Here is a 25,664-nt window from a genome sequence, read left to right as displayed (position 1 = left end):
CCTATCTTTAAACTTGTTGTTGAAAACTATTTTTTTTTAATCTCGCCCTTTATCCTCGTGGAATGCTACTTCGATGCTTTCCCTAAGCTTGAGAATATTTTCCTTGACTTGTCCTTTAAAGACGGCTGAACCCGCCACCAGCACATCCGCTCCGGCCAGCACAATCTCGGCGGCATTAGAGGGTTTTACACCCCCGTCGATTTCAAGCCATGCCCGGGAATCTACCCGGTCGAGCATCTCCCTGAGCCTGGCCACCTTGTTTGTGCTTGTGGGAATATACTCTTGTCCTCCAAAGCCGGGATTAACGGACATGACCAAGAAAAGATCGGCATAGGGGAGTATTTCCTCAAGGGTCACCAGGGGCGTTGCCGGGTTCAACGTGACCCCTGCTTTAACCCCCAAATCATGGATCAGCTGGACCGTTCGGTGCAGATGAGGGCAGGTTTCGACATGAACCGTGATAATATCTGCCCCGGCCCTTGCAAAATCGGGGATATAACGATCGGGATTTTCAATCATTAAATGCACATCTAGGGTTGTCCCGGTAACTCTCTTCAAGGGATTCAAGGCTTCAACGATCAGGGGTCCTATCGTGATGTTAGGGACAAAATGGCCATCCATAACATCGATATGCAACCAATCCGCTCCCGCCTCCAATGCCTCCTTGGCATGAGCTTCGAGCCTGGCAAAATCAGCAGATAAAATCGAAGGGGCAATTTTAATTTCTTTTCGCATACTTTTCATCTCTTCCTATTATCTTTGTTCTCTGGTTGATCTACCAACCAAAATTTATTCTTTTGTCTCGTTTATGAAGTCCATGCCCTCAAATACGGGGATGGGCATGGAGTCTTCACCCCGAGAACCCTTGCCGCTTTCAACACCCAGTAGGGCTCCCGAAGAAGCTCGCGGGCTAAAAAAACACAATCCGCTTTCTCTTGGGAAACGATCGCTTCGGCCTGCCATGGATCGGTAATCATTCCTACAGCGGCTGTCTTTATAGCCGCCTGCTTTCGAATGGCTTCGGCAAAGGGAACTTGATAGCCGGGGATAGCGGCTATCGGGGCAGCAACCAATCCTCCGCTTGAACAATCGATGAGATCCACCCCGATTTCTTTAAGGCGGCGACAAAAAACGATCGACTGTTCCAGGTCCCATCCTCCCTTGACCCAGTCCGTTGCCGAAATGCGGACTAACAAGGGAAGTTCTTCCGGCCATTGGGATCGTAGGGCTTTGGCTATAATCAGGGGAAATCTCATCCTATTTTCCAGGCTACCCCCGAATTCATCGCTGCGCTTATTCGACAAAGGAGAAAGGAACTCATGGAGCAGGTAGCCGTGAGCCATGTGGATTTCTAAAACCTGGAAACCCGCTTTTAAGGCTCTATGGGCTGCCCGAACAAAATCTTCTTCTACTTTATGGAGCTCTTTACGACTCATCTCCACGGGTTCAGGGGAAAGACCGTCAAAAGGAATAGGACTTGGAGCCAGGGGAATCCACCCTTTTTTTCCGGGAGCCAAGGGAGCTCCACCTAGCCACGGCTTGTCTGTGGAAGCTTTCCTTCCCGCATGCGCCAGTTGAATACCCGCCACAGCACCCCAGCTTGTTACAAAACGGACGATCGGCTCAAAGGCTGCGATATGTTCATCCGACCATATGCCCGAGTCATAGGGGGTAATTCTCCCCTCGGGACTCACGGCGGTAGCTTCAACCATAACCAAGGCTACTCCCCCGACGGCACGGGCTCCCAGGTGGACTAGGTGCCAATCGTTGACAAAACCATTCTCTGCTGAATACATGCACATCGGGGAGAGGAAAATCCGGTGTTTAAATCGCACGGAGCGGAGGGTAAAAGGTTCAAAAAGTTTGCTCATCATTGGGCCTTTCTTTTTATGATTATCCAAGTTAACCCCCCCTTAGTCTCCTCCAATAGGCAGGGGGAGCTGAAAATCCTTCATCGAAATGACTTGGCGGACATGGGTTTGTCCAAGGAGATACTTTAGCCGGTATTCAAGATCGAAAAAAGAAGGCAGGTGTCCGCAAATGCCCTTTTCCTTCCTGGCATGATAATGGACATCGAGCTTATCCACGACGGCGATGAACCAAGCCATGTCCACGGGCTTGGGCAAGCGGCCTTCCACGTAGAGCACAGAATAATCCTCGTTGCTGATCCACAATTTGCCCTGGATAGAATTGATTAATTTTTCTATCTTCGATTGATAAGGTTGGTTAGGCTTGGGCTCGAAGCGAATAACGTAGGAAGAAAGACCATGCCAGTTACCCATTCCCTCGTAACTCAAGGCAAACCGGGGAAGAAGGTTCTTGAGCGAAAGATAGTCGGAAACCATGTTGGCCGCTTGTGCTTTTTGAATTTCCTGGGTACTGAGCTTACGCATGGCCAAGGTCCCGCTCCGAGGATCGGCCGACAAAAGAAAACCCTCCCCAGGTCTCACGAGAAACTCCAGCCTGTCGGTCTTCAAGGGATTGCCCGAATAATCCAGTTTCTGGACCTCTATCTTCTCTTGGTACTGCATTCCCAGCATCGCCTTGGTCATCAGTTCGTTTTGATAGACGGCTCGCTTCAGGATTTCGGATAAAAATCGAGGGGAGTTGTTCTCCCCCAATTCCATGGAGGAAGAGGAGGAATAGGCCGAAGGCGGGCTGAAAAAAACAAAAAGAAGCAACAGCAAGCCAAGGGAAACGAAGAGTTGCTTTTTTTTGCAACTCAGATATGCTGGGGAAATGTCGAAGCACATAAAACTTTTTATTCCAGGTCCTACAGAAGTATCTAAAAAAACTTTAGAAGCTTTTGCAAGTCCAATGATCGGGCACAGAAGCAAAGAGTTCCAAGCTCTTTACCTTGAAGTCCAGCCCGCTCTCCAACAGCTTTTTTACACCCAAAGACCGGTGTTTTTTAGTACCAGCTCGGCTTGGGGAGTCATGGAAGGGGCTCTAAGAAACCTTGCTCAGAAAAAGGTGCTTTGTTGCATGAACGGCGCTTTTTCCGACAAATGGTTTGATGTTGCCGTGCGCTCCGGGAAAGAAGCCGAAAAGCTCCAGTATCCATGGGGAACACCCGTTGATCCGACGGAGTTGAAAAATCGACTCAAAAGCGGGGATTTTGACGCCCTGACCGTCATTCACAACGAGACCTCCACGGGGATGATGAACCCGATATTTGAAATTGCCGAAGTCATGAGAGAGTTCCCGGAAGTCTCCTTTATCGTTGATTGCGTCTCTTCGTTCAGCGTTCTCAAAATACCCTTTGATGAACTCGGGATCGACGTGATGCTTACCGGAACTCAAAAAGCCCTGGCTTTACCCCCTGGAGGAGCTCTCTTTGCCGTCTCCCAGAGGGCGATGGCCAAGGCCGAAAAAACCCCGGCTAGAGGCTATTACTTCGATTTTCTTGAATTTCAAAAAAATCATGAAAAGGCGATGACTCCCAGCACCCCTTCCATCAGTCTTTTCTATGCCCTCAAAAGCAAGCTTGCTGAAATATTGAACGAGGGGGTGGAAAACCGCTACCAGAGGCATCTCACCATGGCCCAGATGACCCGGGAGTGGGCACAGAAAAGAGGCTTTGAGCTCTTTCCCAAAAAGGGATTTGAATCGATTTCCCTAAGCTGCGTGAAAAACAACCTTCAGATCGATATACCCCGCTTGATCCAGCTCCTTAAAAACCGCTTTTCGGTGACGATTGATGGAGGATATGGAAGCATCAAGGGGAAAACTTTCAGGATTTCTCACATGGGGGATGAAACCCCTGAAACGATCGGCAGGTTATTGGAGAATATCGATGAATGCTTAGAAGAAATCCAGAAATCCTAGCTTGAGACCGGGGAAGGATCACTTCCAAGGGGGAACATCCTTAGCCAGCGATACCTCGAGCCGGTATTGCACTTGTGAGTACGTTGGGGACTTTCCAAGAAGGCCTTTTCATTTTATCTTTGGAAAAGCCTTAGGCATGCGGGTTTTAGTTGTTGAAGACGAATTAAAGATCGCTCGGTTCATTTCAAGGGCCCTGGAAGAAGAGGGGTTTACGGTCGATTGTTGCAGTCGTGGAGACGAAGCCTTGCTCATGATGCTTGCTACTCCCTATGATGCAGCGGTCCTGGATATCATGCTTCCCGGTCCCGACGGCATAAGCGTTCTCCGGTCCTTGAGGGAGCGTGGGATCTCTCTTCCCATCCTCCTATTGAGTGCAAGGAGCGAAACCCGCGATAAAATCGAGGGGTTGAATAGCGGGGCGGATGACTACCTTCCCAAGCCCTTTTCTATGGATGAACTGGTAGCCAGGCTTAGGGCGCTCATCCGGAGAACGGCAGGGATAGGACTTTCGGTTTACAAGGTAGGCAATTTAACCCTCAATCTGCTCACCCGGGAGGTTTTTCGTGGCCAAAAGAAAATAGAACTGACGGCCAAAGAATTTTCCATCCTCGAGTTGCTCATGAGGACGCCGGGAAGGGTTTTTACCCGAACCCAAGTATGTGAACGCGTCTGGAACTACCATTTTGACCCCGGGACCAACCTTGTCGACGTCTACATCCAAAAACTACGCAAAAAGATCGATGAAGGAGAAGAACAAAAATTGATTCAAACCGTTAGAGGGGTAGGATACAAGATTGAAGCTCTTTGAAACAAAGTCTTTTTAGGCGGCCTTTTTTAAATGAAAAGCCTCCCTTTACGTTGGAGAATAGCCTTGTGGACGGCCTTTCTTGTTGCCTTGGCCTTGCTCTCTTCCGGGTTGGTCACAGGGCTCGTGCTCTATAGGGAGCTTATTGAAAATACGGACCGGGAACTTAAATCGGACTCTCTTGAGTTTTTCAACCTCTTGGCGGAAAACCAAAACCTTTCTTTAACAGCCCAACAAGGCCTTTCACAAAACTTTGGAAACTTCGAAGAAAGCTCGATCTTGGAGTTTGCCCCGGCAGAGAAAGCCCCTCTTTACAAATCTCTTCTTTTGAAAGACAAAGACCTTTTCGTCGGCCATCCCCTTGAAAGTTTCTTCTACGAAAAGCTTAATCGTAGCCTCTACCGGATCTTTTACACCCAAAAAAACGGGTATCGGCTCGCCCTGGGGAAAAACATGGCTTCCCTTTACGAAATCCTCCTTGAAGCTTCCCATGCCTACTTTCTTTCCGCCCCCTTCGCCCTCCTTCTTGCCACCCTGGGAGGATGGTGGATATCCAGAAAAGCCCTTCTGCCCATTCGCCATCTTGCTTCGATACTCGAACAGCTCAGGGCTTCCGCTTTACACCAGAGAATTTCGATACCCACTCAAGATCCAGACCTCAAAAGGCTACTGAACATTCTCAATGAAATGCTCGCAAGGCTCGAAGAAGCTTTCCAAAGAGAAATCCGGTTGACGGCCGATGCATCCCACGAGCTTAAAACCCCGCTGACCATTCTCAAAAACGAACTCGAATCCGCCCTTCAACGCTCGGATGTAGACCTTCAAACAGAAAAAACATTCCTCAACCTTTACGAACAGGTTCAAACGCTCAGTTCGCTCACCCAAACCCTTCTTTTCCTTTCCAACCTGGATCGGGATAGTTCTTTACTCAAACCGACACAACTGTCCATCGGTCAAGTTCTAATCGAGATTCTTGAAGACGCGGCCATTCTCGCCGCCGAAAAAGAAATTACAATCGAAAAGGACCTAGCCGATGTCGGCTCCCTCTACGCCGACGAGGATCTTATCCGGAGGCTACTCTGGAACATTTTTGATAATGCCATCCAATACAACACTTCCAAGGGGTTCATAGAGGTAAAATTAAGGCTCACCCCTACCGGCCACTGCCTTATCCAAGTATCCAACAGTGGTCCTGTTGTCCCCGCAGAAGAAAGAAAGAATATTTTTGAAAGATTTTACCGGGGACAAAACGCGATCGGCAACGGTATCGCCGGCCATGGACTAGGCTTAAACCTATGCAGGGAAATCGTTAGCGCTCATAAAGGAGAAATCCGGTACGATGTCGATGAAAGGGGCTTAAACCAAATTACCCTTCTGCTACCCCTAAGCCCCAACCCTCCTCGGCCAAAAAAGCCGTAGCGGAATTCAACTGGAGGCCTTGCCCTGGGCAGCCACTCTGTGCTGGGCTTTTTCTATCTCTTCCAAATCTCCAAGGTAGTAGCAAGCAAGCTTGTTGCCCTGCTCATCCAAATCGTAAACCAGGGGGAAGCCGGTAGGGATATTCAGCCCGACGATCTCCTTTTCGCTCATGTTCTCTATGTACTTGATAAGGGCCCGGATGCTGTTCCCATGGGCGGATACCAGCACCTTTTGGCCTGAGAGGATCGCAGGGAAAATCCTTTCTTTCCAGTATGGAACGGTCCTCTCAAGGGTATCCTTCAAACTTTCCGCTGCGGGAAGCTCGTCGGCTGGCAAGGACCGGTAGCGAGGATCAAACCGGGGATGCCTGGGATCATCGTTCTCTAGTCTTGGAGGAACAATATCGTAGCTTCTCCGCCACAAAAGAACCTGTTCTTCTCCATACTTTTTGGCCATTTCCGATTTATTCAACCCCTGGAGGGCACCGTAATGCCTTTCATTAAGCCGCCAACTTTTTTCAACGGGAATCCACATCCGATCCATCTTGTCCAGAACGATCCACAAGGTGCGGATCGCCCGCTTCAACACGGAACAGAAAGCGACGTCAAATTCAAAACCTTCTTCCTTGAGAAGCCTAGCCGCGTTTTCAGCCTCTTCGATGCCGCGGCTGGACAGGTCTACATCGGTCCACCCGGTAAACCGATTCTCTCTATTCCATATACTTTCACCATGACGGAGGAATACGACTTTCATGAGTTTTACTATGTTCTTGAACAGGCAAAAAAGAAAAATGAATTTTTTTTCATCTTAACTATTCTTCTTTCTTTAAGTTGCCGGTTCATGTTTTTCTTCTAAAAGAAATAAAAAGTATTGTTGTTTTCCCCTTGGCTATGAAAAGGTGGCTATTTCTCCAGCTCTTCTTTTGGTTGTTCTTGGGATGGGGCTTGCATCGAATGGAGGGTGCTCAAAACAAGCAAGGGTTGTTAAAAAACCTCCTCGACCGGGGCTTGTCCGCCGACCCCTCCGTCCGCTACTTTTTCATGGAAATCGAAGCGGCTAAAGGCCAACAGATCCAAGCCAGGCTTTTCCCTTTTCCCCAGTTCATCGGTTACATCGGCCCCTGGAGCAGTGGAGGATCTGCGAGCACCCCCTCGGCATTCTCCCCTTACGGCTACCAACTTTATCAACTTTATCAACCTCTTCCCTTTCCCGGCAAACTTAAATCCCGAAAAGAAATCGCTGCCCTCGACCGGGAGATAGCCGAACTGATCTACAAGCGATACAAGCTTTTCTTGGCTTTCAAGATCTATTCCCTTGCCTACAGCATCGGCCTTACCGGGGAAAACCTGAGGGTAACCCAAGAAATCATAGAAAGGATATCCGCCTTGATCGACTTTTTATCCCGAAGACCCAAGATCGGCATCCAAGCCCTTATCGAAATGAGAATCCTCGAAGGGGGGTTAATCGGTTTTCTCCAAAACAAAAGGGAGCTGGAGCAAAATCTCGTTTCTCTAAAATCCCAACTGAATGCCTTTCTCAACTTCTCCCCCTCCAATCCCCTCTCTTTGGACATTCTCCCAGACCAACCTTTGCCCAAGCTCAACTTCGAGGAGTTGAAGCTGTTTTCCCTGGAGCACAACCCCACCCTTCTTATAAACGAACGGTTAATCCGGCGGGCAGAAAAAGAACTGGCGTTAACCAAGCTCAACGCCTACCCGGATTTTACCGTCGGGCCCTTCTGGGAATACAACAAGGGGATCAATACCGATCAGGGCGGAGGGGTGACTTTTACGGTAGGTATCCCTTTCAGCGGCTCAAACGTTCCGGGACAAGCGGGTTTTGCCTGGACGACAAACAAGGGGAACATCATCAGCGCCCAAGCAAAACTCGACCAAAGCCGTTCCCTTTACAAAGCCACCGTGCAGTTAATCTATGGCTTGCTCGGCTCCAGGTTTGCCGTGTACGAAAAAGCCAGGGAACAGCTTCTTGATCTTCCTACAGAAAACATTCTCGGGCAGTTAAGCAAGGCTGCAGCCATGGCCGAAAGGCAGTACCGGTTGGGTGCAATCGATGTTAACCGATTTCTGGCCGTTCAAAGACAATACTTGGCTGTAACTTTTGCAACCCGGGGAGCTCAAATGGATGCGATCAGCTCCCTTTATGAACTTCAAAATATTGCCGGGATAGATCCCAGCCAAACGGCGTTATGAAAATGGTTATGAAAAAACTCTTTATCAGTTCCTTGAAATGGCTTTTTAGCTCGAAAGCTGTTCTTTTCTTTTCCTTCTTTTTGAACCTGGCTTTCTTGAGAGGCCAATCTGAAAATATCCGCTTTCCCCTGGCCATCCAGGGCTTGGTTGAAGAAGCCTACCACAGGAATCCCGAAATCCTCTACTATGAGGCGGCCATAGAAGCGGCTAAAGGTCAATCCATACAGGCCAAAATCCTTCCTTACCCTGAAATCGTAGGTTATGCGGGACCCTGGTTCAGCAGTCCGGGACAGGAAAACGGAGGGGGAGCTACAGGCTTTTACCAGGAATATGAAATCGTTCAACCTTTTTTCTTCCCCGGCAAAATGGATATTCTAAAAGCCATTTCAGACAAAGATGTAGAACTGGCAAAACTCTGGTTGGACCAATTCAAGTTAAGCTTGAGAGCCCAGGTGGCCTCCCTGGCTTACCAGCTCGGTGCTGCGGAAATCAACGTCAAGGCTACACAGGAAGTGGTCAACCAGAGCAAAGAGCTCATAGAATTCTTGGAAAAAAGGCCCAAAATCGGCATTCAAGGCCTTCTCGACCTGAGAATCATCCAGGGAAGTCTTGTTGACTTTCAAAGGATGAATAGGGAACAAGAACAACTCAAGAAAACGGTCATCTCCCAGCTTAACGCCATCCTTGGATACCCTCCGGATCATCCTCTGCCCCTCAACATCACTCCCCCGGTAGAGTGGCCTGCTCCGCCCAATCTCAAGATGCTTTTGGAGGCGGCCAGCCGAAAAAACAATGTCGTCCGAATGCGTGCCGTGGAAATAGAAAAGGCGGGAAAAGCCATTGATGCAGCAAAATTTGTAAACATTCCGGACTTCGGATTGGGTCCCTATTTCATCCAGGAAAAGGGAACTAACAACAACATAGGTCCTGGGGTGATATTCACAAGCGGCCTTCCTTTATGGAACCAGAACCGGGGAAACATCATCAGTTCTGAAGCAAGGAAAGAGCAGGCGATCTCCCTGCTTGCTTCTACTTGGAGGTCAATTCAAAGCGCCATAAATTCCCGGCTCGAGGTTTACAAGCAAGCCACCGCTCTTTTATCCCAAGAACCCTCCTCCTTCCTGGACCGACTGCGTTCCGCGGCATACCTGGCCGAAAGGCAATACCGGCTGGGAGCCATTCCCGTTCAAACCTTCCTTGAAATGCAACGGCAGTACATTTCAAGCGCGATGATTTTAAGAACGGCCCAGATTGATGCGGCAACGGCTTTCTATGACCTGCAAACCCTGACCGGTGGAGGTTGGTAAAACAAGAAGCAGGACGTTGAGCCATGTTTTTCTTTTTCTTGTTGAGCTCTTTCTCTTTGAAATTTCAAGATAGCTTAGCCCTTTTCCCCTTTTTGATCTTTCTTTTTGCCAGTCTTGCCTCCTTAAACTCCTTGTCTCTTTTTGGACAATCCATGGAGAAGGCGAACCCCGGGGTCGTTTTCGAGGAACCACTGGCGGGGCTTGATCCTTCTTCTCCTCCGCGATTCATCCCCGGTAAAGGTCTTTATCTAGGAGCGATCACGGAAAAAGAAATGGGGATTCAAACCGCAGCCGCGGTTGAAAAAGAGATCGCTCCCCTCTATTTAGGCGAAAGTCAAGTCTACAGATCATCCTGGGAAAAAACCTCTTCCTTTAGCGGTCAACAACAAGGTTTTGCCTATTCCACTTCGTTCATCGACGGCAAAGACAGCGAAAAGCTCAATATCGGCCAGCGGGTGCAGCTTAAAGCCAAGCGGTCCGGCCCCGAAGCCCAGTCCTACGAAGGAAAAATCTTTTCTATTGATAAAGAACTCATTGCGATTATCGGTAAAGCCGAGGTCATTTTGCAGATTTTCGATCCCGGCCGCACCCTACAGGTTGGGGATTGGGTCAATTTTGAAACAACGTTGGGATTGGCCGCCACCTGGATCACCATACCTGAAACGGCGATTCTCGATACGGCCAGCGGCTGTTTCTGCTATGTTTTCTTAGGAAAGGGCCATTACCAGAGAAAACCGATCGAGGTCGCCTTCGTCAGCCAAGGAGTGGGAGCCCTGAAAAAGGGGCTTGAAAAAGGAGAAGAGGTAGTCATCCAGGGAGCAAAGCAACTTTGGCTTCTTGAACTTTCCCTTTCTCAATCGGGGGGTCCTTCAACCTATTAAGACGAGGATGAACAAGATTATTTTTTTCTCGATTGAAAGAAAAGAGGTGGTTTTGGGCCTTGCGATAGGCTTGTTCGTCATGGGTCTTTGGTCTTTTTTCCATCTGCCCGTGGATGCCGTTCCCGATCTTTCAAACGTTCAAGTCCAAATCAATACCTACGTTCCCGCTTATGCTCCCGAAGAGGTGGAAAAGCTCATCACCTTTCCCATAGAAATCGAAATGGGAGGCATACCCGGGCTGGAAACCATCCGTTCCTTGAGCAAATTTGGGCTTTCCCAGGTTACCTTGATCTTCAAGGATGGAACGGACCTTTACCGGAGCCGGCAACTGGTGGGAGAAAGGCTGCTTACAGCTACGGCAAAGCTTCCCCCTAACATCACCCCGACCATGGCTCCGATAACCACGGGGCTTGGGGAAATTTTCCACTACATCCTAAAATATAAAGATGGGGCCCAGGACAAGCCTTCTTCTGAACTGCTCCGGCTCATCGAGCTTCGCCTCCTGCAGGAATACACGGTAAGGCCCATGCTCAGGAGAGTTCCCGGCGTAGCCGATGTGAATACCAGCGGAGGCTATCAAAAACTGATCCTCGTGGAACCCGATCCCAACCGCCTGACCAACATCGGTATAACGATAGGAGAACTGGGCCACCTCGTCGGTCAAAACACCGAAATTGCCGGAGGAGGAGTGATCGACAAAGCGGGCGAACAGCTTACGGTAAGATCCCTCGGAAGGGTCAATACCCTTGAAGAAATCGCCCTCATTCCGATTAAATACGCCGCGGGGACCCAGCCTGTCTTGGTTAAGGATGTCGCCCAGGTAGAAGTGGGAGGGAACATCCGCGTAGGAGCGGCCACTTACAACGGATCGGAAACCGTCCTGGGCACCGTAATGATGCTTGTCGGAGAAAACAGCAGGGCTGTATCCCAGCGCGTGGCCAAACAACTTGAACTCATCCAACAAAGAATTCCTTCCTGCTTTGAAATTATCCCTGTCTATAATCGCGCGGATGTGGTGAATGCCACGATCAAGACGGTAACGCACAACCTGGCGGAAGGAGCCCTGCTTGTCACGGCCATTATTTTCGTGTTGCTGGGAAACTGGAGAAGTTCTCTGCTCATCGCCTCGGCCATTCCCTTGTCTTTCCTCTTTGCCGTCACGATCATGTACTGGCTTGGCCTTTCCGGAAACCTGATGAGCTTGGGTGCAATAGATTTTGGATTGATCGTAGATGGAGCCGTGGTCATCACAGAAAATGCCCTACGCAGGCTCTCTCTCAAAGAGGCCCTCCTTTCAAGGCCGATCAGCCTCGAAGAAAAAAAGAAGGAGCTCTATGATTCGACCTTACAAGTCGTCAACTCGGTCTTCTTTGGTATCCTGATTATTACCGTTGTCTATATCCCGGTCCTTACCCTTTCGGGAATCGAAGGCAAGACGTTCAGCCCGATGGCCATAACCGTTATGCTCGTGCTTTCGGGTTCTTTACTCCTCAGCCTTACCTACGTTCCTGCTGCCGCCGTAAACGTGTTGAAAGCCCCAAGAGAACTCAAGGAATCTTTTGTAATCCGCTTTCTGAAGAAGGGCTATCTTTCGGTTCTCAACTGGACACTGGGTTATGGCCGGTGGATCATTCTACCCGCTGCCTTGATCCTTATCGGCTGTTCCTTTTGGGCCTTTAGCCGATTAGGCTCGGAATTTATCCCCCGGCTGGACGAGGGCTCCCTTGCCGCCATGATCTACAGGGCATGGTCCAGTGACCTTCCTTCTTCGGTAGCCATGGAAATAAAAACGGAAAAAATGCTCTTGGAAAAATTTCCCGAAATCCGGTGTGTTTTTTCCCGCATCGGCACCTCTGAAATCGCTACCGATCCCATGCCCCCAAACGAAAACGACATCTACTTGATGCTCAAGCCCAAAGAGCAGTGGAGGAAACAGCAGGGAAAGCCGATCTCCAAGGAAAGGCTGGTGGAGCTTATTTCCGAGGAAATCGCCTATAGGGTGCCCGGACAAAAAGCCCTGTTTTCGCAGCCGATCGAAACGCGCTTTAACGAGATGCTCGAAGGGGTTCGAACGGACCTTTCGATCAAGTGGTTTGGAGAAGACTACGACATCCTGACTGAGCTGGCAAAACAGACCGAGGGCCTCGTTAAAAACATACCCGGAACTCTCGAAACCCAAATCCAAGCCGAAGGGAATGCCCCCTCGTTGGAATTTGTTCCCGACCGCCAGAAAATGATCAAGTTCGATATAGAAGCCAGCGAACTCAACTCCGCCATTTATTCAGCCATGGCGGGTAATCCCGTGGGGTTGATGATCGACGGAGAAAAACGTTACCCGATTACCGTTAGGCTACCCGAGCACCTCCGGGAAAACCCAGGCGAGATCATGAACTTGCCCATAAGATCGATGACGGGGGGGATAATGCCGCTTTCCTCGATTTGCCGGTATCATATTTATAACCGGCCTCGGGCCATTTTCAGGGAAAACGGCATTCGGTACCGAGCCGTGATGGTGAGTTTCGCCAAGAAAGACATCGAAGGCTACGTAGAGGAAATCCGAAAAACCATCGAAAAGCATGTTCATCCCCCTCGAGGATACTTTGTCGAATATGCGGGCCAGTACCAAAACTTGATTAAAGCTAGAAGCCGGCTTCTCTTCATCGTTCCCAGTTGCCTTTCCTTAATCTTCCTCTTGACGCTCATGGCTCTGAAGAACTTGAAACAAAGCCTTTTAGTCATCAGCAGCGTTCCTTTTGCCGCCACCGGGGGAATATTGTCTCTTTATTTCCTAAAGATGCCTTTTAGCATATCGGCAGCGATCGGCATGATCGCTCTGTCGGGGATATCGGTTCTTGCCTCTCTTATCCTTGTCAGTTTTATTAACCATCTAAGGGAAGAAGGTTACAGCCTTAGGGAAGCTATCGAAAGGGGGTGTGACTTAAGATTTAGGCCCATAATCACGACGGCAACCGTTGCCAGCCTTGGCTTTATTCCGATGGCTTTGTCCAGGGGAGCCGGCGCCGAAGTCCAAAAACCCTTGGCCATCGTCGTTATCGGGGGGATTGGAACTTCGACATTCCTGACCTTGCTTCTTCTTCCCCTCCTTTATTTCTATATGGAACAGGGGAAGAAAGAGAAAAAGGAAACTTTGCCGGCATGGAAAGAACAGGAGTTTTTGGAAAGAAAGTAATAGATTTTGGTAAATATAAAAAAGGCCGTCCCGTTGACCGGCTTGAAAAAAGGATTGTCTTTGCTTTTTGGCCTATTTTTTTTCCTTTTTTTCCAAGGCAAACCCTTGGCTATTTCAACTGAAGAAAGAAACGGCAAGGGACTTAACCCTGCCAAGGAGCCCATTGCGGCTTCCGAAATCCTCATCAGCCTCTCTGAACAAAAAATTTATGTCTATGGGACTAACGGAAGGCTCATCGCCTCCTCGATCATCTCTTCCGGCAGGGAAAAATACGCTACGCCAGCCGGTGAATACATGGTCATAGAAAAGGAAAGATTCCATTATTCAAATCTTTACGGCTATTTAGTCGATAAAAAAAACAATGTCGTTCGGCCGGCCACTTCCAAGGAAAAAATCTCCCGCAAGTACCGTTTCAAAGGGGCAGCCATGCCCTATTTCCTGCTATCAAAAACGTGCACAAAGGTGCGCACTGTTCTCTTCCTGCCCCGATTCCTCAACGGAATCGTCTCTGACAGGCGTAACTTTCCCGACTACGGCAGAGACCATCTCTGCCGCAGTGCCGCTGTTACCAGACGGACTCGCCACGGGTAGGGCAGTTGCGGTTGCCAGCCGTTTGAGGTTGAGCGCCGCGTTGAAGTCGCGGTCGTGGTGCGTGCCGCACTCGGGACACGTCCAGCTCCGATCCTTGAGCGTCAGCGCCTCGTTCTTCCACCCGCAAACCGAACACAGGCGACTGCTCGGATACCAGCGATCGGCGATGATGAGCCGCGTCGGCTCGGACACCGCATGGCGCAGGCCGAGAAAATCACGAAGCTGTGATTCGGTGTAAAGCCTTCGGTTGCTGTCGGTCCGCGCCGCAGGAATTAGTCGGCCTTCACGCTCCCATCGCTGCATGGTCTTGACCGAGACCCCCAGCAGCTTGGCCGCCCGGCCCGTGCTCATAGTGCTTTCCATTCCCTACACAATACACCATTACGCACTATTTGCAATACTAAAGTTTAGCTCCGTCTTACCCAAACCGGCATCGGCTTACACGGGGGAACGACCACGGGTCGGCCTCTCTCCCACGGATGCATCCGCCTGCCCCCTGACTTTGCCGCTAAGCTCTTTTCTATTACCCCGCTCCATACCCGGGTCCTCATTCTCGAGTAAGCTTTTTTTGCTAAAAAGCCAAGGAACCCACCAACCTCCCGATGCTTCAAAATAAGAATTTTCTAGGTATTTTTGAGTATCTTGTAAAGGCAACATCTTCTCCATGAAAACCCATAAAGGCAAGCCCAGGATCGAAGGCAAAATGAACCTCTTGTGGATTTATAAAATATTTATGGAATAAAGCTTTCCTTGGCTCCTTACAGGTCCATACTTTAACCCTTCCTTGCAAGGAAGGGAAAGGCCAGTCCTCTTTGAAGCAAAATTGAAACGGGTAGAGGGAAAGATTGGAAATCTAAAATTTTCTTACTTGGAAGATCTCTCTTTGCCCTTGATCAAGCTTGAACCTTTTTGGGATGAAAACTTGCTATTCTTGCGGCGGTTATGTCCCGGTTTTACCCCCGCTTTTTTTAAACCGGTCGGCAACAAGGGTCCTGCTTCGCTTTTCCCCAACCTCCTCCTCCCGGGGTCGAAATCCTTAATATATCCCCTTTCTGGACCGTGAACATTTTTTTTGAAGGAAGGGCAACTTCACCCTCCTTTCCAATAAGGATGTTTTCTCCTCTTTTACCTTCTTCCCCTTCCAGAAGACCGTAAGGAGGGAATTTCCTCCTATCGGAAAGCAGGGAAACGGTCATGGGCTGCAAAAATTCGATTTCACGGATAATCCCATCTCCCCCCCTTTTTTCTCCCTTTCCCCCGGAACCTTCCCTAACCGCGTATCTCCTGACCCGAATAGGCAAGTTATATTCCATCGCTTCAATGGGGGTATTTAAAGAGTTGGTCATATGGGTATGCACGGCACTGTCGCCCTCGCCAAGGGGTCCACCTCCCATCCCTCCCCCGATGGTTTCGTAATAGCTGAAGGGCTCTCCCGTTTCAAGGTTTATGCCGCCAAAACTTAAGTTGTTCATGGTTCCACTGCTTGCCGCGGGAATGGCATCAGGGATGGCTTGATGTAAAGCCTTGAGGAGAACGTCAACGACTCTCTGGGAAGTTTCAACGTTTCCTCCGGCAACAGAAGCGGGATAAACGGCATTAACCACGGATCCCGAAGGGGCGATAACCTGTACAGCAGATAAAATTCCTGCGTTTGCGGGCACCTCTTCAGGCAAAAGGGCACGGAGCACGTAAGCCACGGCGGACAAGGTAATAGAAAAAACAGCATTGACGTTGCCTTCAACCTGGGGAGATGACCCGCTAAAGTCGATTAAAAGGCTACTTCCTTTTTTTTGAATGGCGACTTGGATGGGAATGGGATCGGTCGAAATGCCATCGTCGTCCAGATAATCGATAGCCTTGTAGGTCCCTTCGGGAATCTGTTCAATTCGTTTTTCAACGATCCTGGCCGTATACCCGATCAGCTCTCTCATGGCCAAGGTTATCTTTTCTTTCCCATACTTGGCGACCATTTCAAGAAGCCTTTTTTCTCCCACTCGATTTGCCGCCAATTGCGCCGTCAAATCCCCTTCCCTTTCTGAAGGGGTTCGCACGTTGGCAAGAATAAGACTTAAAAGATCCTTGTTCCATTTTCCTTCTTCGACGAGTTTAACGGCCGGAATCCGCAACCCTTCTTGATAAATTTCTCTGGTCAAGGTCATCGAACCGGGGGCGATCCCTCCGACGTCCGAATGATGGGCGCGTGAAGCCACGTAGAAAAAGGGGGATTCATCGGCATTTTCAACAAATACTCCTGAAATCATCGTAATGTCCGGCAAATGAGTTCCTCCTTCAAAAGGATCATTGAGGATGACTATGTCTCCCCTTTTCATGGGAATGGATCGAACCACCCTCCTGACCGCCATGGGCATGGAACCGAGATGGACGGGCATGTGATCCCCTTGGGCGACAAGAAGCCCTTCGCTATTGTAAAGGGCACAAGAGTAATCTTTCCTTTCCTTGATGTTTGGGGAAAAGGCCGTCCTTCGCAAGGCTATGCCCATTTCTTCAGCGACATAAACAAAAAGAGATTTGAATATTTCCAGCTCAATCGGATCCATGACCTTACCCATTAAAAAAGATTCCAGGGAAGAGTTCAAGCCTCCCCGAAGAGAAAAGATCATCCGTAGCCATAATGTTCGCTTCCAGCTTAATTTCCGCCCGGAAGCATGCTTGTCCTTATCCTCGGGCACCCATCTTTTTTCTTTGATCTTCTCTTCTTCCAAAAACCCGGCTCCTTCCTCCGCTTCCCACCGGATAAAACAAGCTTCTTCCTTCAATCCCGAAGAAAATTATTCGAGGTTGACCCAAAGCCGAAACGGCCTAAGCCAAAAGAAAACGGGCTGTCCAAGAATAAGGATAACCCTAAAGAAAAGCCAAGCAGAAGCCAACTCAAAGGAAACCGGCCAACCTGTGCAACATTCCCTATCCCTCCATGAGCCCTCCCCAAAAAGAGAGCCGTAGAAAAAAAGCTTTCATGGCCGATGAAAAAAAAAGGGCTTTTTTTTGCCAGGTGAAAATCCCGGTTTAAAAAAGGGAGGTTCGATCGGCCTCTTGAAGAAAAGACGGCCGGTTATTCTTTCAATCATTTTTAGAGAGCAAAAGATTACCAAAACTATCCACGCTGGCCTCGTAACCCGGGTTGACGACCGTCGTCGCACTATATTCAACGATAACGGCAGGACCTTTCAATTTATTGCCTCCTTGCAATTTCTCCCGGAGATAAAAAGGGGTAAGCCACTCTTTCTTTTGGAAAAAAACTTTTCTTCTATCCAGGAGAGCCTCCGGAACCGGGGTTTCTTCACCCCTATGAGCCGTCCTTGGAAAGGAGATCTTGTCTAGCATGCCAACAGCTTTCAGCCTGAAAGTGACCGTTTCTACGATCCTCGACCAATCGCTGTAGCCGTATCTTTCCTCGTGTTTACAATGAAATTCCCGGGTTAATTCCGCACTGTAAGGAAGGCTAATCTCAAAAGACTGTCCCTTGTAGCGGAGATCAACGTAGCGGCTGAAAAAGCGTCTTGGGGAAGGAATTCCCTCTTCTTCGAGCTCCTTTTGGGCCACTCTTTCCAGCTTTCCAAAAAGAAGATCGATTTCCGCACTCTCAAAAGTATCCAGGGGCCGAATACAACTCAGGGAATAATCCTTGACGACATCCGACAACAGCACTCCCAAGGAACAAAAAAGTCCTGGGTCCCTTGGAACGACGACAAGCGGAATTCCCAGGGCATCGGCCAGGTCGCAACCGTGCAGCCCCCCTGCCCCTCCAAAAACCATCAGCGTAAATTCCCTTGGATCTTGTCCCTTGGAGACGGTCATGAGCTCGATGGCTTTCGCCATCTGGAGATTGGTTATATCGAGTATCCCCTGGGCAAGGCCGACGACGGCTTTTTCAATCCCGCCCTCCTTCTCCACAAAACCGGGTAGCCTTTCTCGGCAAAATTGCTCAAAAACCATCCTCGTCCTCTGCCTATCCAGTCTCAATTGCCCTCCCATGAAAACCGTGTCCAAGAGTCTTCCCAGGATAAGATGGGCATCCGTCACGGTAATACTTTCTCCCCTGCCGTAACAAATCGGTCCCGGGTCGGAACCCGCACTCAGCGGGCCTACCCGCAAAGCACCCCCCGCATCTACGCGGACAATCGAACCTCCTCCCGCCGCTATCGATTTGATCGAGACGATCGGCGTTCCAAAAGGATAGCCTCCGATCTCCCCTTCCGTTGTCCTTTCGATCTGTCCCTCGATAAAAAAACTCACATCGGTGGATGTCCCCCCCATGTCCACGGTAATCACTCTTTTGAGTCCACAACACTCCGCCAAAGCGGCCCCTGCACATACCCCGCCGGCCGGCCCGGATAAAACCGTCAAAAGCGGGTTTTTTCTGATTCCCCTTGTCGAAACCACTCCTCCATTAGACTGCATGATTCTAAAAAAAGAGTTCTTTTGGAGTTGACGGGCAAAGCGTTCTCCAAACCGGTGAACCGACCAGTCCGTGAGCAATTTTAGGGACTTCTCGACATAATTCGTTACCACCGGGCCGATCTTCGCATTGAGCACTGTCGTGGACGTCCTTTCATACTCCCTGTATTCAGAGAGAATTTCGGAGGACAAGCTCACCTCATAGCCCAGCCGCCTCAAAAAGTAACCCACTTCCTTTTCATGGTCGGGGTTGACAAAAGAAAAAAGAAAACAGACGGCGATGCTTTCAACCTTGTGCTCTTTGAGTTTTTCAAGGGCAGCTTCCACGGCGGAGAGATCGACCCTTTGGAGAATTTCTCCATCCTTTGTTATTCTTTCAGGGACACCAAAGCGCAGAAAACGGGGAACAAGGGAAGGAGGCTTCGAAGGCCCAAGCTTGTAGAGGCAGCGGCGGTTCTGCCTGCCGATTTCCAGGATATCTTCAAATCCTTTTGTAGTGAAAAGAGCCGTTTTAGCTCCCTTCCCTTCAAGGATGGCATTGGTTCCCACGGTCGTTCCGTGGACGATTTCAAAACCGCTGATCCGTTCGAACATTCCCAGGGCAGTTTTTATCCCTTCTACCAATCCTTCTTCCGGCCGATCGCTCGTTGACCTCCGTTTGAGGCGGTGAATAGTCCTTCCATCAAAGATGACGAAATCGGTAAAAGTTCCTCCTATATCGACGCCAATGCGCACATGCATAACCGGTTTATCCTCAGTCTCTATAACAGGCTTTCCTTCTGTTTGCTCCCTGGCTGTTTTCTCTAGTCGGTCGCAGCCTCCCTGAATTTTTATTTTTCCTTTTCATTTTCCTTATATATCCTTTTCCATAGCCTTATGGAGAAAACAACCTCTCAAGTGGTGATGAATCAAAAAGATATATAGCGAAAATGTAAAAAAAACACATATGAATAACCAAAAAAAAACAAACGGCCAGGCTCCCCCTGAGGAACTCCTCGGTTTTTTATCCCAAAAGTCCTCCTATCCTCACCATCCCCGGCACATCCGCTTTATCCAAACTCATGCTTCTTATGTATTTATTGTCCCTCCTTTTGTTTACAAAATAAAAAAACCGGTGAATTTTGGTTTTCTTGATTTCTCCACCCTTGAAAAAAGAAAGTTTTATTGCCAGCGGGAAGTTGAGCTCAACCGCCTTCTCTGCCCTGAAATCTACCTGGGGGTTGTTCCGATTACAAGGAAGGATTCAGGGTTGCTTTCCTTTGATGCAACGGCCGACGTCGTCGAATACGCGGTAAAGATGCGGATGCTTTCACGGCGGTTTTTTTTCAAAAGACTGCTTCAAAGAAACCGGGTGGATTTTTCAGCCGTCGACCGTCTCGTCTTGAAGCTTTGCCAGTTCTACAAGCAGACGGAAAGCGGGGAGGAAATTTCCGCTTGGGGGTCAATCGAAAAGATTAAAATGAACACCGATGAAAATTTCGAGCAAACGCGCTCCGACATCGGCTTGACTTTAGATGAGACCAGCTTTGAGACGATCCGTTATTTTACCGACCGTTTTTACGAGCTTTTCGCCCCGCTTTTCCTGGAGAGGGTCCGCCAAGGTTGGATAAAAAATGGCCATGGGGATCTCCACCTTGAGCACATTTATTTAGAACCGGCTAAAATCTGCATTTTTGACCGGATCGAGTTCAACGAAAGATTCCGGTTTATAGACGTGGCCTGCGACATCGCTTTTTTAGCCATGGATCTTGATTACAACCAAAGGCAGGATCTCTCTTCTTTTTTCTGCCGCCGGATGGCCGAAGCCCTCAACGATTTCAGTTTTTACAAGCTTCTGGATTTTTACAAGTCTTACCGGGCCTATGTCCGGGGAAAAGTCGAAGGAATGACCGCCAAGGATCCGCTCGTAGGGGAAGCCAAAAAAAAGGATCACATTGAAAGGGCCAAGAGGTATTTTCAGCTTTCCTTGCAGTACGCAACGATAGGCTCCCAGCCCACCATGATAGTGGTGATGGGAAGAGTGGCCACCGGTAAAAGCTACCTAGCCGAACATCTTGGGGCCAAGCTGGGATGGAAAGTTTTCTCCTCCGACAGGATTCGCAAGGAGTTCGCGGGCATCGATCCTTACCAGAGAACGGGGCCCGAAGAGCGCCAAAAAATCTATTCAAAAGCAATGAGCCTCAAGACTTACCAAGAGATGGTCACAAGGGGACTAAACGAGCTCGGCGATCAGCGGGGGGTTATCCTCGACGGCACCTTTGGTCAAAAAGAGCAAAGAAATTTCTTGAGGGAAAAATTAAAGGAGCAAGCTTACGGCTGTCTTTTCGTCGAACTTGAAGCGGACAGGCAGACAAGAGAAAAAAGGTTGGAAAAACGAGAACACTCCCCTTCCCTTTCGGATGCCCGCTTGGAAGATCTTCCCCTCTTGGATAAGCTGTATGAAGAACCCCTGGAACTCCCCCAAGAAAACATAATCAAGTTTTCCTCAACAGAACCCTTCGAGACCGCCTTGAAAAACCTTTTCTTTCAACTCTGTGACCGGCATCTCGAACTTCTTTGCAAATCCGAGAAACAGCTCGGCTGAGGATTTTTTAAGCCTGTTTAAAGATTAAGCGAGCTTGAGTCTTCTAGTTTTCAACAAGCCCAAACTAAAGAGGGAAAAAGCCAAGCTGTTTTGCAAAGAAAAATCTATCCTATAACTTAAAGAAAAAAAGTCTAAAAAACCGGGTATATTTTCTGCTTTTCCAAAAAACACAACTTTTCTTTTCATCTCAACTTTAATAATGAAAACCCAGATGTTTTTCGCTTTACTGCTTGCTTTTTCTCCCGTGTTGACAACTCTTAGCCTTCGGGGCAAAGAACCAATCTTTTCCCAGGCACAAAACAAAAGACATGGTCCCCCCTTTAAGGGATTTCATCGAGGATGAGGATAAAAGTTACTCTCTAAAAAGGAGATAAGAAACAGGGAGAAAAAGATCGATCGATTCCCAATGAAAGCCAAATCCTTTCTTTTTTTATTTTTGATTCCCAACAAGAGGCCCTTTTCCCTTCCTTTTCTCCTTTTTTTTGCCAGCTTGACCTCGGTTGTTTTCCTTCCTTTTTTAGCCAAGGCCGACACGGTATTCTGGCCTGGAGAAGAAGTCGCCGCACAGGACCTTATCGAAACGATGAACGGGCAGGACCCGGGCAAAGGCTGGCTGGGTAAATGGCGGAGAATGACCGCCGAAACCCGCGACCGGCAACCCAAGTGGCTTACCCCTCTTGTCACTTCAACGGCACGCTTGGAACAGAGGATTCGCTACGACGTCTATTATGAAACCCTGCCCACGGGCCAAAAAGCTTGGGATTTCGGATCAGGTAAAGGAGTTTCGCTTATTGTCGGTCCTACCTTGCAATTTACCTTTTCGCTGCCCGAGTATCTTTTTTATCCCGGGCAGGGAAGAATGGACGGCTTTGGCGGAGAAACTTTCATCGTAAGAAACCGGATCATGGCTTCCCCGGAAGGGCAAAAAAATTACTGTTTTTCAGTGCAACTCCAGGCCGTCTCCCCCTATTCCCCTTACGGCAATACCGCGCCCAGCCTGCTCAATCACTGGACTTGGGCTCCAACAATTCTCTTTGGGAAAGGCTGGGGGAATTTCACCATTCAACTCAATCTGGGTAGCCGTTGGACAGATGGCAACAACGGCACTTCGGCCCTGCCCTATTTCTACAACGTGGCCTTCGAATACCGTATCGGCTATGTAACTCCGGCTGTAGAGGTAACTTCCCAATCCACTTTTGACCAGCTTTACTTCATTAATGCCCCAGGCCTCTATGTCATTCCCGAGGTGCTCGTGGGCCGCTTTGCTTTCAAGGATGACTGGAAAGTCTACTACGGCTTTGGCTACCAGGTTGGTCTTAACAGTCCGACAATAGAAAAAAAATATTCCAATGCCTTCATCATGAAGTTTCACCTCCTGTTTTAAAGGAAAGTCCCCCTCACAAGGATTTTCTCTTGTTTTCACCCAGGGTCGGCTTGGGCTGCTAGGGAAAAGAGACAACCCCTGCCCCGGGTCCATGAAAAGATCCCTTGAAGCTTGCTTGAAAACGAAAAAAATTTTAGGGTAAAATACCCAGCTCTTCGTAAGCTTCTTTTTGTAAAGGATAGATCTTGTTTTTTGAAGACAGGGCTTCTTCTTTCAACTGTTCTTCCCCTTTATCGGCTAGTTCTTTTTTTGCCCAAAAACTGGCTAAACAGCTTGCCAGCTTGGGGCTTAACCCGAGCTTTGGCAGGTCCCGGTAGAAGTAACAAAAAGAGCAGTAGTGCAAAAACCTTATCTTTCCGTCTTTTCTCGAAAAAAGGAGGACCCCTTTCCTTTCGTTCCCATCCTCGGAAATGAAATAAAATTCCTCTCCTCCCCTGCTAACTTCACCTAGGTAGTCATGGGTGCAATCAAAGGCGAGGTAACTCCGCACGTAAAGCTGTTCTCCTTCCGGCAAAGTCTTAAGCCAATCCAAAAGTCGCGGGACAGCCAGGGGAGTCTTGGCCGCCCTTAAAGCAAAAAGATCATGAAGATAAAAGCCGCTTATACAAAAAGAAAGAAGACCGAAAGCGATGATGAATTTCCTCAGGGTCATGGTTAATCTACTCCATCAAAAAACTTAAAACGGCTTTGCCTTTATTCAAAGAACCGGATAAATACTAAGCTTTTTTTAGCCGGTTGAAAAGCCAACAATCCATTTCTTTTTTATAAGTTTTTTATCCCTTTTTAAACCCAAGCCCGGCACACAACAAGGAAGGACCTTTTTTGCCTTTTGAAGACATTGACTTTCTTTTGAGGATTTTAAGCCTCCTTTTAAGTTTCGATAACCTTCTCGGGCGCTGAATCTTATTCTTATGAAAAGGCTGCTGGAAAAGTGGGGAAAAACAAAAATAAAGCCATCTCTCCAAGACAAAAAAAGATTTGCAAGCTCTTTGGCTCTAGCTTTTCTTGTTCACCTTTGGATCATCTTTTTCTTATCCAATGGGCAGAACTCCAAGCAATATAGCCTTTCTTCGAAAACGGGCTCGACCGAATTTTGGCTCACGTTAGCTCCTGCTGAGCAAAACCTTCCTTCTTTTCCCCAAGAACCGCCCAAAAAAGGCTCTTTTGACTCCCCGCCCCGCTCTTTCCCAATGACCACGGCCAACACCCCTTTTTCTTCTCTCCCGCTTTCCCGGGATGACTCCGCCAAGGGCTCCTCCCCAAGGAAAGGACAAGGGGCACATTGCCCAAAAGCCTTTTCTTCTTCTGCCGGAGTGCAAAACCGGCTATCCTCAAAAAAGGAAGCTCAACAACAGGTCACTTACTCCCGCCCTTTTGCCAGCCTGCCTCCACCCCCCTATCCCTATGAAGCCAGGCTTCTGCGGATGGAAGGATCGGTCATACTCAGGCTTCATGTGCTCAAGGGAAGAATCGTTTTTTCTGAAATCGTCCGCTCCTCCGGCTACAAACTCCTGGATTGCCTCTCAAAATCATGGGCGGAAACCCACTGGCATTTCCCTTCTTCCTTTACGCAAGTGATCCTCGAAAAAATCACCTTTGAACTGGAAGATGCCCAAGCAACATCCCTGGCGATGAACTAAAAAAAGCTAATTCGGGTTAAAACTTATTCACCGCAATCACAAAATAGCCTTTCTTTTCCCTCTTTTTCCCGGTCTTGCCTTGATCTTTTTTTTGTTCCTTTATCTTGTTGTGTTGTCCAGGCCGGCTCGAAACGATTGACCAAAGAGTTTTATTGCCTTAAGATCCTTATTTTTTAAAAGTAAAGGCAAAAAAACTCCATGGACAATATAACTCGTTTTGCTTAAGGAATGATCAAGATTTTTTTTTAAGATTTTCTCTATCATTTTGTTTTGAAAAAATAAATATTTTAATAGAATTAAAAATTACATTTATAGTCTAGAGCTTTTACCCGAGGAATGGATTGTGTAAGAACCTGATGATCCAACTATCCGCAACCCTGTTTTGATTTATAAACCCGATGTTTTCCCCATAAAAAGCTATGAACTTTATCCTGGCAACTACCAATGACCTTTTTATTCAGAGGACCGAAGAAGCTTCAACTATTTTGAAGGGCCAACTGGTCACGGTGGGGCATCTCAGTGAATTTTTCACCCAGCTCTTTTTTAAAAACTATGACCTGGGGATTGTGGATCCAAAGACTCCAAGCAGTTTTCCTTACTTGGAAATAATAGAAAGGTTAAGAAAGGAGGGTATCCAACTGCCTCTTTTTCTTATCGATCACGAATTGAATGCCCAACAAAGAATTCTTTCCCTGCGCAAGGGCATCGATCTTTTCCTTCCCCAAAATTTCATTCCTGAAGAGCTGGCCGAACATGCCTTATCCCTGGTAAGGAAAAAAAATGTGATCGAAGAGCTCCATATATTAAAAATAGGCAGTCTCACCATCGATATCAAAAATTTCAGGGTCTGGAAAGGAAATAAAGAAATCAAGCTTACCCAAAAAGAATTTTCCTTGCTGATGCTATTGGCCACCAGAAAGAACAACATTCTTTCGGCTGAAGAAATCTTTAACCAGCTCTGGGGAGATTACTCGAAGGTCAGTTCCATTAACAACGTGATTCAAGTCCACATGAGCGGGCTAAGGAAAAAATTGGAAGAAAATAGCTTGAAAAACCTTATTACAACCGTTCGCGGAAAAGGCTGGATCATTCTGGATCAAAAAAAGGCAAGCTAAATATTTCTCAAATCTTTCCTTATGTCATCTCCTTTTTTCCATCTCCGCCATCCGGCTTTCCAATTGAGTTAACCTTTGAGAAAGCTGATCGATGGAGCAGGCCAGTTCTTGTAATCCGGTCCATAACCTTTGCTCATCCCTAGCATAGATCAACTTATTTAATAAATTGTAGAGAGTACGCAGATCCCTTCGTCCATTCCATTTCAAGTAATTCATTTTTATTGCTTAAAAAGAGGGTTAAAAAAGCAACCCAAGGTTAAAAAATGTCCATCTTTTAGCAACTATCCATGAGGA

At 48.2% G+C, this 25,664-nt stretch carries 21 protein-coding genes and 3 pseudogenes; 14 read left to right on the top strand and 10 right to left on the bottom strand.

All coding sequences use genetic code 11. The features are described 5' to 3' along the window. Positions 1–36 precede the first annotated feature (36 nt). The 3 genes from rpe to MINF_RS02660 all read right to left on the bottom strand — a co-directional run bounded on the left by rpe (position 37) and on the right by MINF_RS02660 (position 2,627). Entirely contained in the window at positions 37–744 is a 708-nt protein-coding gene (gene rpe / locus MINF_RS02670; protein WP_012462946.1) for a ribulose-phosphate 3-epimerase, read from the bottom strand. A gap of 62 nt (positions 745–806) precedes the next feature. Next, complete coding sequence (locus MINF_RS02665) at positions 807–1,871, bottom strand: NADH:flavin oxidoreductase/NADH oxidase (protein ID WP_079200408.1); 1,065 nt, start codon at positions 1,869–1,871, stop codon at positions 807–809. 42 nt (positions 1,872–1,913) lie between these two features. Beyond that, entirely contained in the window at positions 1,914–2,627 is a 714-nt protein-coding gene (locus tag MINF_RS02660) for a hypothetical protein (protein ID WP_238523529.1), read from the bottom strand. A gap of 112 nt (positions 2,628–2,739) precedes the next feature. Between MINF_RS02660 and MINF_RS02655 the strand changes: the two genes are divergently transcribed. From MINF_RS02655 to MINF_RS02645, 3 genes are all read left to right on the top strand, one after another. Next, positions 2,740–3,828, top strand: coding sequence for a pyridoxal-phosphate-dependent aminotransferase family protein (locus tag MINF_RS02655; RefSeq protein WP_048810072.1), 1,089 nt, complete (start codon positions 2,740–2,742; stop codon positions 3,826–3,828). Positions 3,829–3,964: 136 nt separating this feature from the next. Beyond that, entirely contained in the window at positions 3,965–4,636 is a 672-nt protein-coding gene (locus tag MINF_RS02650) for a response regulator transcription factor (RefSeq protein WP_048810437.1), read from the top strand. Between the two features lie 30 nt (positions 4,637–4,666). After that, positions 4,667–6,052, top strand: a complete 1,386-nt coding sequence (locus MINF_RS02645; RefSeq protein ID WP_012462941.1) for a HAMP domain-containing sensor histidine kinase — start codon at positions 4,667–4,669, stop codon at positions 6,050–6,052. 6 nt (positions 6,053–6,058) lie between these two features. On the opposite strand, the gene gpmA is transcribed toward MINF_RS02645, so the two are convergent. Next, complete coding sequence (gene gpmA, locus MINF_RS02640; RefSeq protein WP_012462940.1) at positions 6,059–6,805, bottom strand: 2,3-diphosphoglycerate-dependent phosphoglycerate mutase; 747 nt, start codon at positions 6,803–6,805, stop codon at positions 6,059–6,061. Positions 6,806–6,942: 137 nt separating this feature from the next. Between gpmA and MINF_RS02635 the strand changes: the two genes are divergently transcribed. The 5 genes and pseudogenes from MINF_RS02635 to MINF_RS11935 all read left to right on the top strand — a co-directional run. Further along, entirely contained in the window at positions 6,943–8,262 is a 1,320-nt protein-coding gene (locus MINF_RS02635; protein WP_148205101.1) for a TolC family protein, read from the top strand. Positions 8,263–8,270: 8 nt separating this feature from the next. Next, the gene (locus tag MINF_RS02630; protein WP_238523528.1) at positions 8,271–9,569 is read left to right on the top strand and encodes a TolC family protein; all 1,299 of its coding nucleotides are present in this window, start codon (positions 8,271–8,273) and stop codon (positions 9,567–9,569) included. A 56-nt stretch (positions 9,570–9,625) separates the two neighbouring features. After that, entirely contained in the window at positions 9,626–10,450 is an 825-nt protein-coding gene (locus MINF_RS02625) for a hypothetical protein (protein WP_238523527.1), read from the top strand. A 7-nt stretch (positions 10,451–10,457) separates the two neighbouring features. Further along, positions 10,458–13,640, top strand: a complete 3,183-nt coding sequence (locus tag MINF_RS02620) for an efflux RND transporter permease subunit (protein WP_048810436.1) — start codon at positions 10,458–10,460, stop codon at positions 13,638–13,640. 6 nt (positions 13,641–13,646) lie between these two features. Then, a pseudogene (locus tag MINF_RS11935) lies at positions 13,647–13,967 on the top strand (L,D-transpeptidase family protein); the annotation flags it as partial. A gap of 117 nt (positions 13,968–14,084) precedes the next feature. On the opposite strand, the pseudogene MINF_RS11345 reads toward MINF_RS11935, so the two are convergent. Together MINF_RS11345 and MINF_RS11795 are read right to left on the bottom strand one after the other, a co-directional pair. Then, a pseudogene (locus MINF_RS11345) lies at positions 14,085–14,411 on the bottom strand (zinc ribbon domain-containing protein); the annotation flags it as partial. After that, positions 14,400–14,594: pseudogene (locus tag MINF_RS11795) on the bottom strand (MerR family transcriptional regulator); the annotation flags it as partial. The pseudogenes MINF_RS11345 and MINF_RS11795, both read right to left, overlap by 12 nt. A 69-nt stretch (positions 14,595–14,663) precedes the next feature. Here MINF_RS11795 and MINF_RS11930 point away from each other — a divergent pair. Then, on the top strand, positions 14,664–14,792 hold the full coding sequence (locus tag MINF_RS11930) for a L,D-transpeptidase family protein (protein WP_079200460.1): 129 nt from the start codon (positions 14,664–14,666) through the stop codon (positions 14,790–14,792). Between the two features lie 407 nt (positions 14,793–15,199). Here the strand turns inward: MINF_RS11930 and MINF_RS02605 are convergent, their stop codons facing one another. After that, on the bottom strand, positions 15,200–16,789 hold the full coding sequence (locus MINF_RS02605; RefSeq protein ID WP_148205100.1) for a hydantoinase B/oxoprolinase family protein: 1,590 nt from the start codon (positions 16,787–16,789) through the stop codon (positions 15,200–15,202). Here MINF_RS02605 and MINF_RS11120 point away from each other — a divergent pair. Then, positions 16,788–17,192 carry a hypothetical protein gene (locus MINF_RS11120; protein WP_148205099.1) on the top strand — a complete coding sequence of 135 codons (405 nt, stop codon included), beginning with the start codon at positions 16,788–16,790 and terminating at the stop codon, positions 17,190–17,192. The two genes, MINF_RS02605 and MINF_RS11120, sit on opposite strands and share 2 nt — an antisense overlap. Before the next feature lie 117 nt (positions 17,193–17,309). Here the strand turns inward: MINF_RS11120 and MINF_RS02600 are convergent, their stop codons facing one another. Further along, complete coding sequence (locus MINF_RS02600; protein ID WP_012462930.1) at positions 17,310–19,388, bottom strand: hydantoinase/oxoprolinase family protein; 2,079 nt, start codon at positions 19,386–19,388, stop codon at positions 17,310–17,312. A gap of 205 nt (positions 19,389–19,593) precedes the next feature. Between MINF_RS02600 and MINF_RS02595 the strand changes: the two genes are divergently transcribed. Beyond that, a complete protein-coding gene (locus MINF_RS02595) occupies positions 19,594–21,231 on the top strand; it encodes a bifunctional aminoglycoside phosphotransferase/ATP-binding protein (protein ID WP_012462929.1) in 1,638 nt (545 codons plus the stop codon). A 406-nt stretch (positions 21,232–21,637) separates the two neighbouring features. After that, positions 21,638–22,615: a hypothetical protein gene (locus MINF_RS02590; RefSeq protein WP_079200407.1), complete on the top strand. Its 978-nt coding sequence runs from the start codon at positions 21,638–21,640 to the stop codon at positions 22,613–22,615. Between the two features lie 133 nt (positions 22,616–22,748). Here the strand turns inward: MINF_RS02590 and MINF_RS02585 are convergent, their stop codons facing one another. Further along, positions 22,749–23,267, bottom strand: coding sequence for a hypothetical protein (locus tag MINF_RS02585; protein ID WP_012462924.1), 519 nt, complete (start codon positions 23,265–23,267; stop codon positions 22,749–22,751). A gap of 259 nt (positions 23,268–23,526) precedes the next feature. Between MINF_RS02585 and MINF_RS02575 the strand changes: the two genes are divergently transcribed. Both MINF_RS02575 and MINF_RS02570 read left to right on the top strand, forming a co-directional pair. Continuing rightward, complete coding sequence (locus tag MINF_RS02575) at positions 23,527–24,255, top strand: energy transducer TonB (protein WP_148205098.1); 729 nt, start codon at positions 23,527–23,529, stop codon at positions 24,253–24,255. Between the two features lie 419 nt (positions 24,256–24,674). Next, the gene (locus MINF_RS02570) at positions 24,675–25,370 is read left to right on the top strand and encodes a response regulator transcription factor (protein ID WP_012462919.1); all 696 of its coding nucleotides are present in this window, start codon (positions 24,675–24,677) and stop codon (positions 25,368–25,370) included. A 24-nt stretch (positions 25,371–25,394) separates the two neighbouring features. Here the strand turns inward: MINF_RS02570 and MINF_RS02565 are convergent, their stop codons facing one another. Next, positions 25,395–25,586, bottom strand: a complete 192-nt coding sequence (locus MINF_RS02565; protein WP_012462918.1) for a hypothetical protein — start codon at positions 25,584–25,586, stop codon at positions 25,395–25,397. Positions 25,587–25,664 lie beyond the last annotated feature (78 nt).

This window comes from Methylacidiphilum infernorum V4, assembly GCF_000019665.1.
Lineage (GTDB): Bacteria > Verrucomicrobiota > Verrucomicrobiia > Methylacidiphilales > Methylacidiphilaceae > Methylacidiphilum > Methylacidiphilum infernorum.
The sequence above is the reverse complement of the archived record's forward strand: the minus strand, read 5'-3'. Positions and strand labels throughout refer to the sequence as shown.

Excerpts from the sequence above, each read along its gene's own strand:
- rpe (WP_012462946.1), bottom strand. The coding sequence starts at position 744 with ATGAAAAGTATGCGAAAAGAAATTAAAATTGCCCCTTCGATTTTATCT.
- MINF_RS02665 (WP_079200408.1), bottom strand. The coding sequence starts at position 1,871 with ATGAGCAAACTTTTTGAACCTTTTACCCTCCGCTCCGTGCGATTTAAA.
- MINF_RS02660 (WP_238523529.1), bottom strand. The coding sequence starts at position 2,627 with ATGGAATTGGGGGAGAACAACTCCCCTCGATTTTTATCCGAAATCCTG.
- MINF_RS02655 (WP_048810072.1), top strand. The coding sequence starts at position 2,740 with ATGTCGAAGCACATAAAACTTTTTATTCCAGGTCCTACAGAAGTATCT.
- MINF_RS02650 (WP_048810437.1), top strand. The coding sequence starts at position 3,965 with ATGCGGGTTTTAGTTGTTGAAGACGAATTAAAGATCGCTCGGTTCATT.
- MINF_RS02645 (WP_012462941.1), top strand. The coding sequence starts at position 4,667 with ATGAAAAGCCTCCCTTTACGTTGGAGAATAGCCTTGTGGACGGCCTTT.
- gpmA (WP_012462940.1), bottom strand. The coding sequence starts at position 6,805 with ATGAAAGTCGTATTCCTCCGTCATGGTGAAAGTATATGGAATAGAGAG.
- MINF_RS02635 (WP_148205101.1), top strand. The coding sequence starts at position 6,943 with ATGAAAAGGTGGCTATTTCTCCAGCTCTTCTTTTGGTTGTTCTTGGGA.
- MINF_RS02630 (WP_238523528.1), top strand. The coding sequence starts at position 8,271 with ATGAAAAAACTCTTTATCAGTTCCTTGAAATGGCTTTTTAGCTCGAAA.
- MINF_RS02620 (WP_048810436.1), top strand. The coding sequence starts at position 10,458 with ATGAACAAGATTATTTTTTTCTCGATTGAAAGAAAAGAGGTGGTTTTG.
- MINF_RS11120 (WP_148205099.1), top strand. The coding sequence starts at position 16,788 with ATGACCTTACCCATTAAAAAAGATTCCAGGGAAGAGTTCAAGCCTCCC.
- MINF_RS02605 (WP_148205100.1), bottom strand. The coding sequence starts at position 16,789 with ATGGATCCGATTGAGCTGGAAATATTCAAATCTCTTTTTGTTTATGTC.
- MINF_RS02600 (WP_012462930.1), bottom strand. The coding sequence starts at position 19,388 with ATGCATGTGCGCATTGGCGTCGATATAGGAGGAACTTTTACCGATTTC.
- MINF_RS02595 (WP_012462929.1), top strand. The coding sequence starts at position 19,594 with ATGAATAACCAAAAAAAAACAAACGGCCAGGCTCCCCCTGAGGAACTC.
- MINF_RS02590 (WP_079200407.1), top strand. The coding sequence starts at position 21,638 with ATGAAAGCCAAATCCTTTCTTTTTTTATTTTTGATTCCCAACAAGAGG.
- MINF_RS02585 (WP_012462924.1), bottom strand. The coding sequence starts at position 23,267 with ATGACCCTGAGGAAATTCATCATCGCTTTCGGTCTTCTTTCTTTTTGT.
- MINF_RS02575 (WP_148205098.1), top strand. The coding sequence starts at position 23,527 with ATGAAAAGGCTGCTGGAAAAGTGGGGAAAAACAAAAATAAAGCCATCT.
- MINF_RS02570 (WP_012462919.1), top strand. The coding sequence starts at position 24,675 with ATGAACTTTATCCTGGCAACTACCAATGACCTTTTTATTCAGAGGACC.
- MINF_RS02565 (WP_012462918.1), bottom strand. The coding sequence starts at position 25,586 with ATGAATTACTTGAAATGGAATGGACGAAGGGATCTGCGTACTCTCTAC.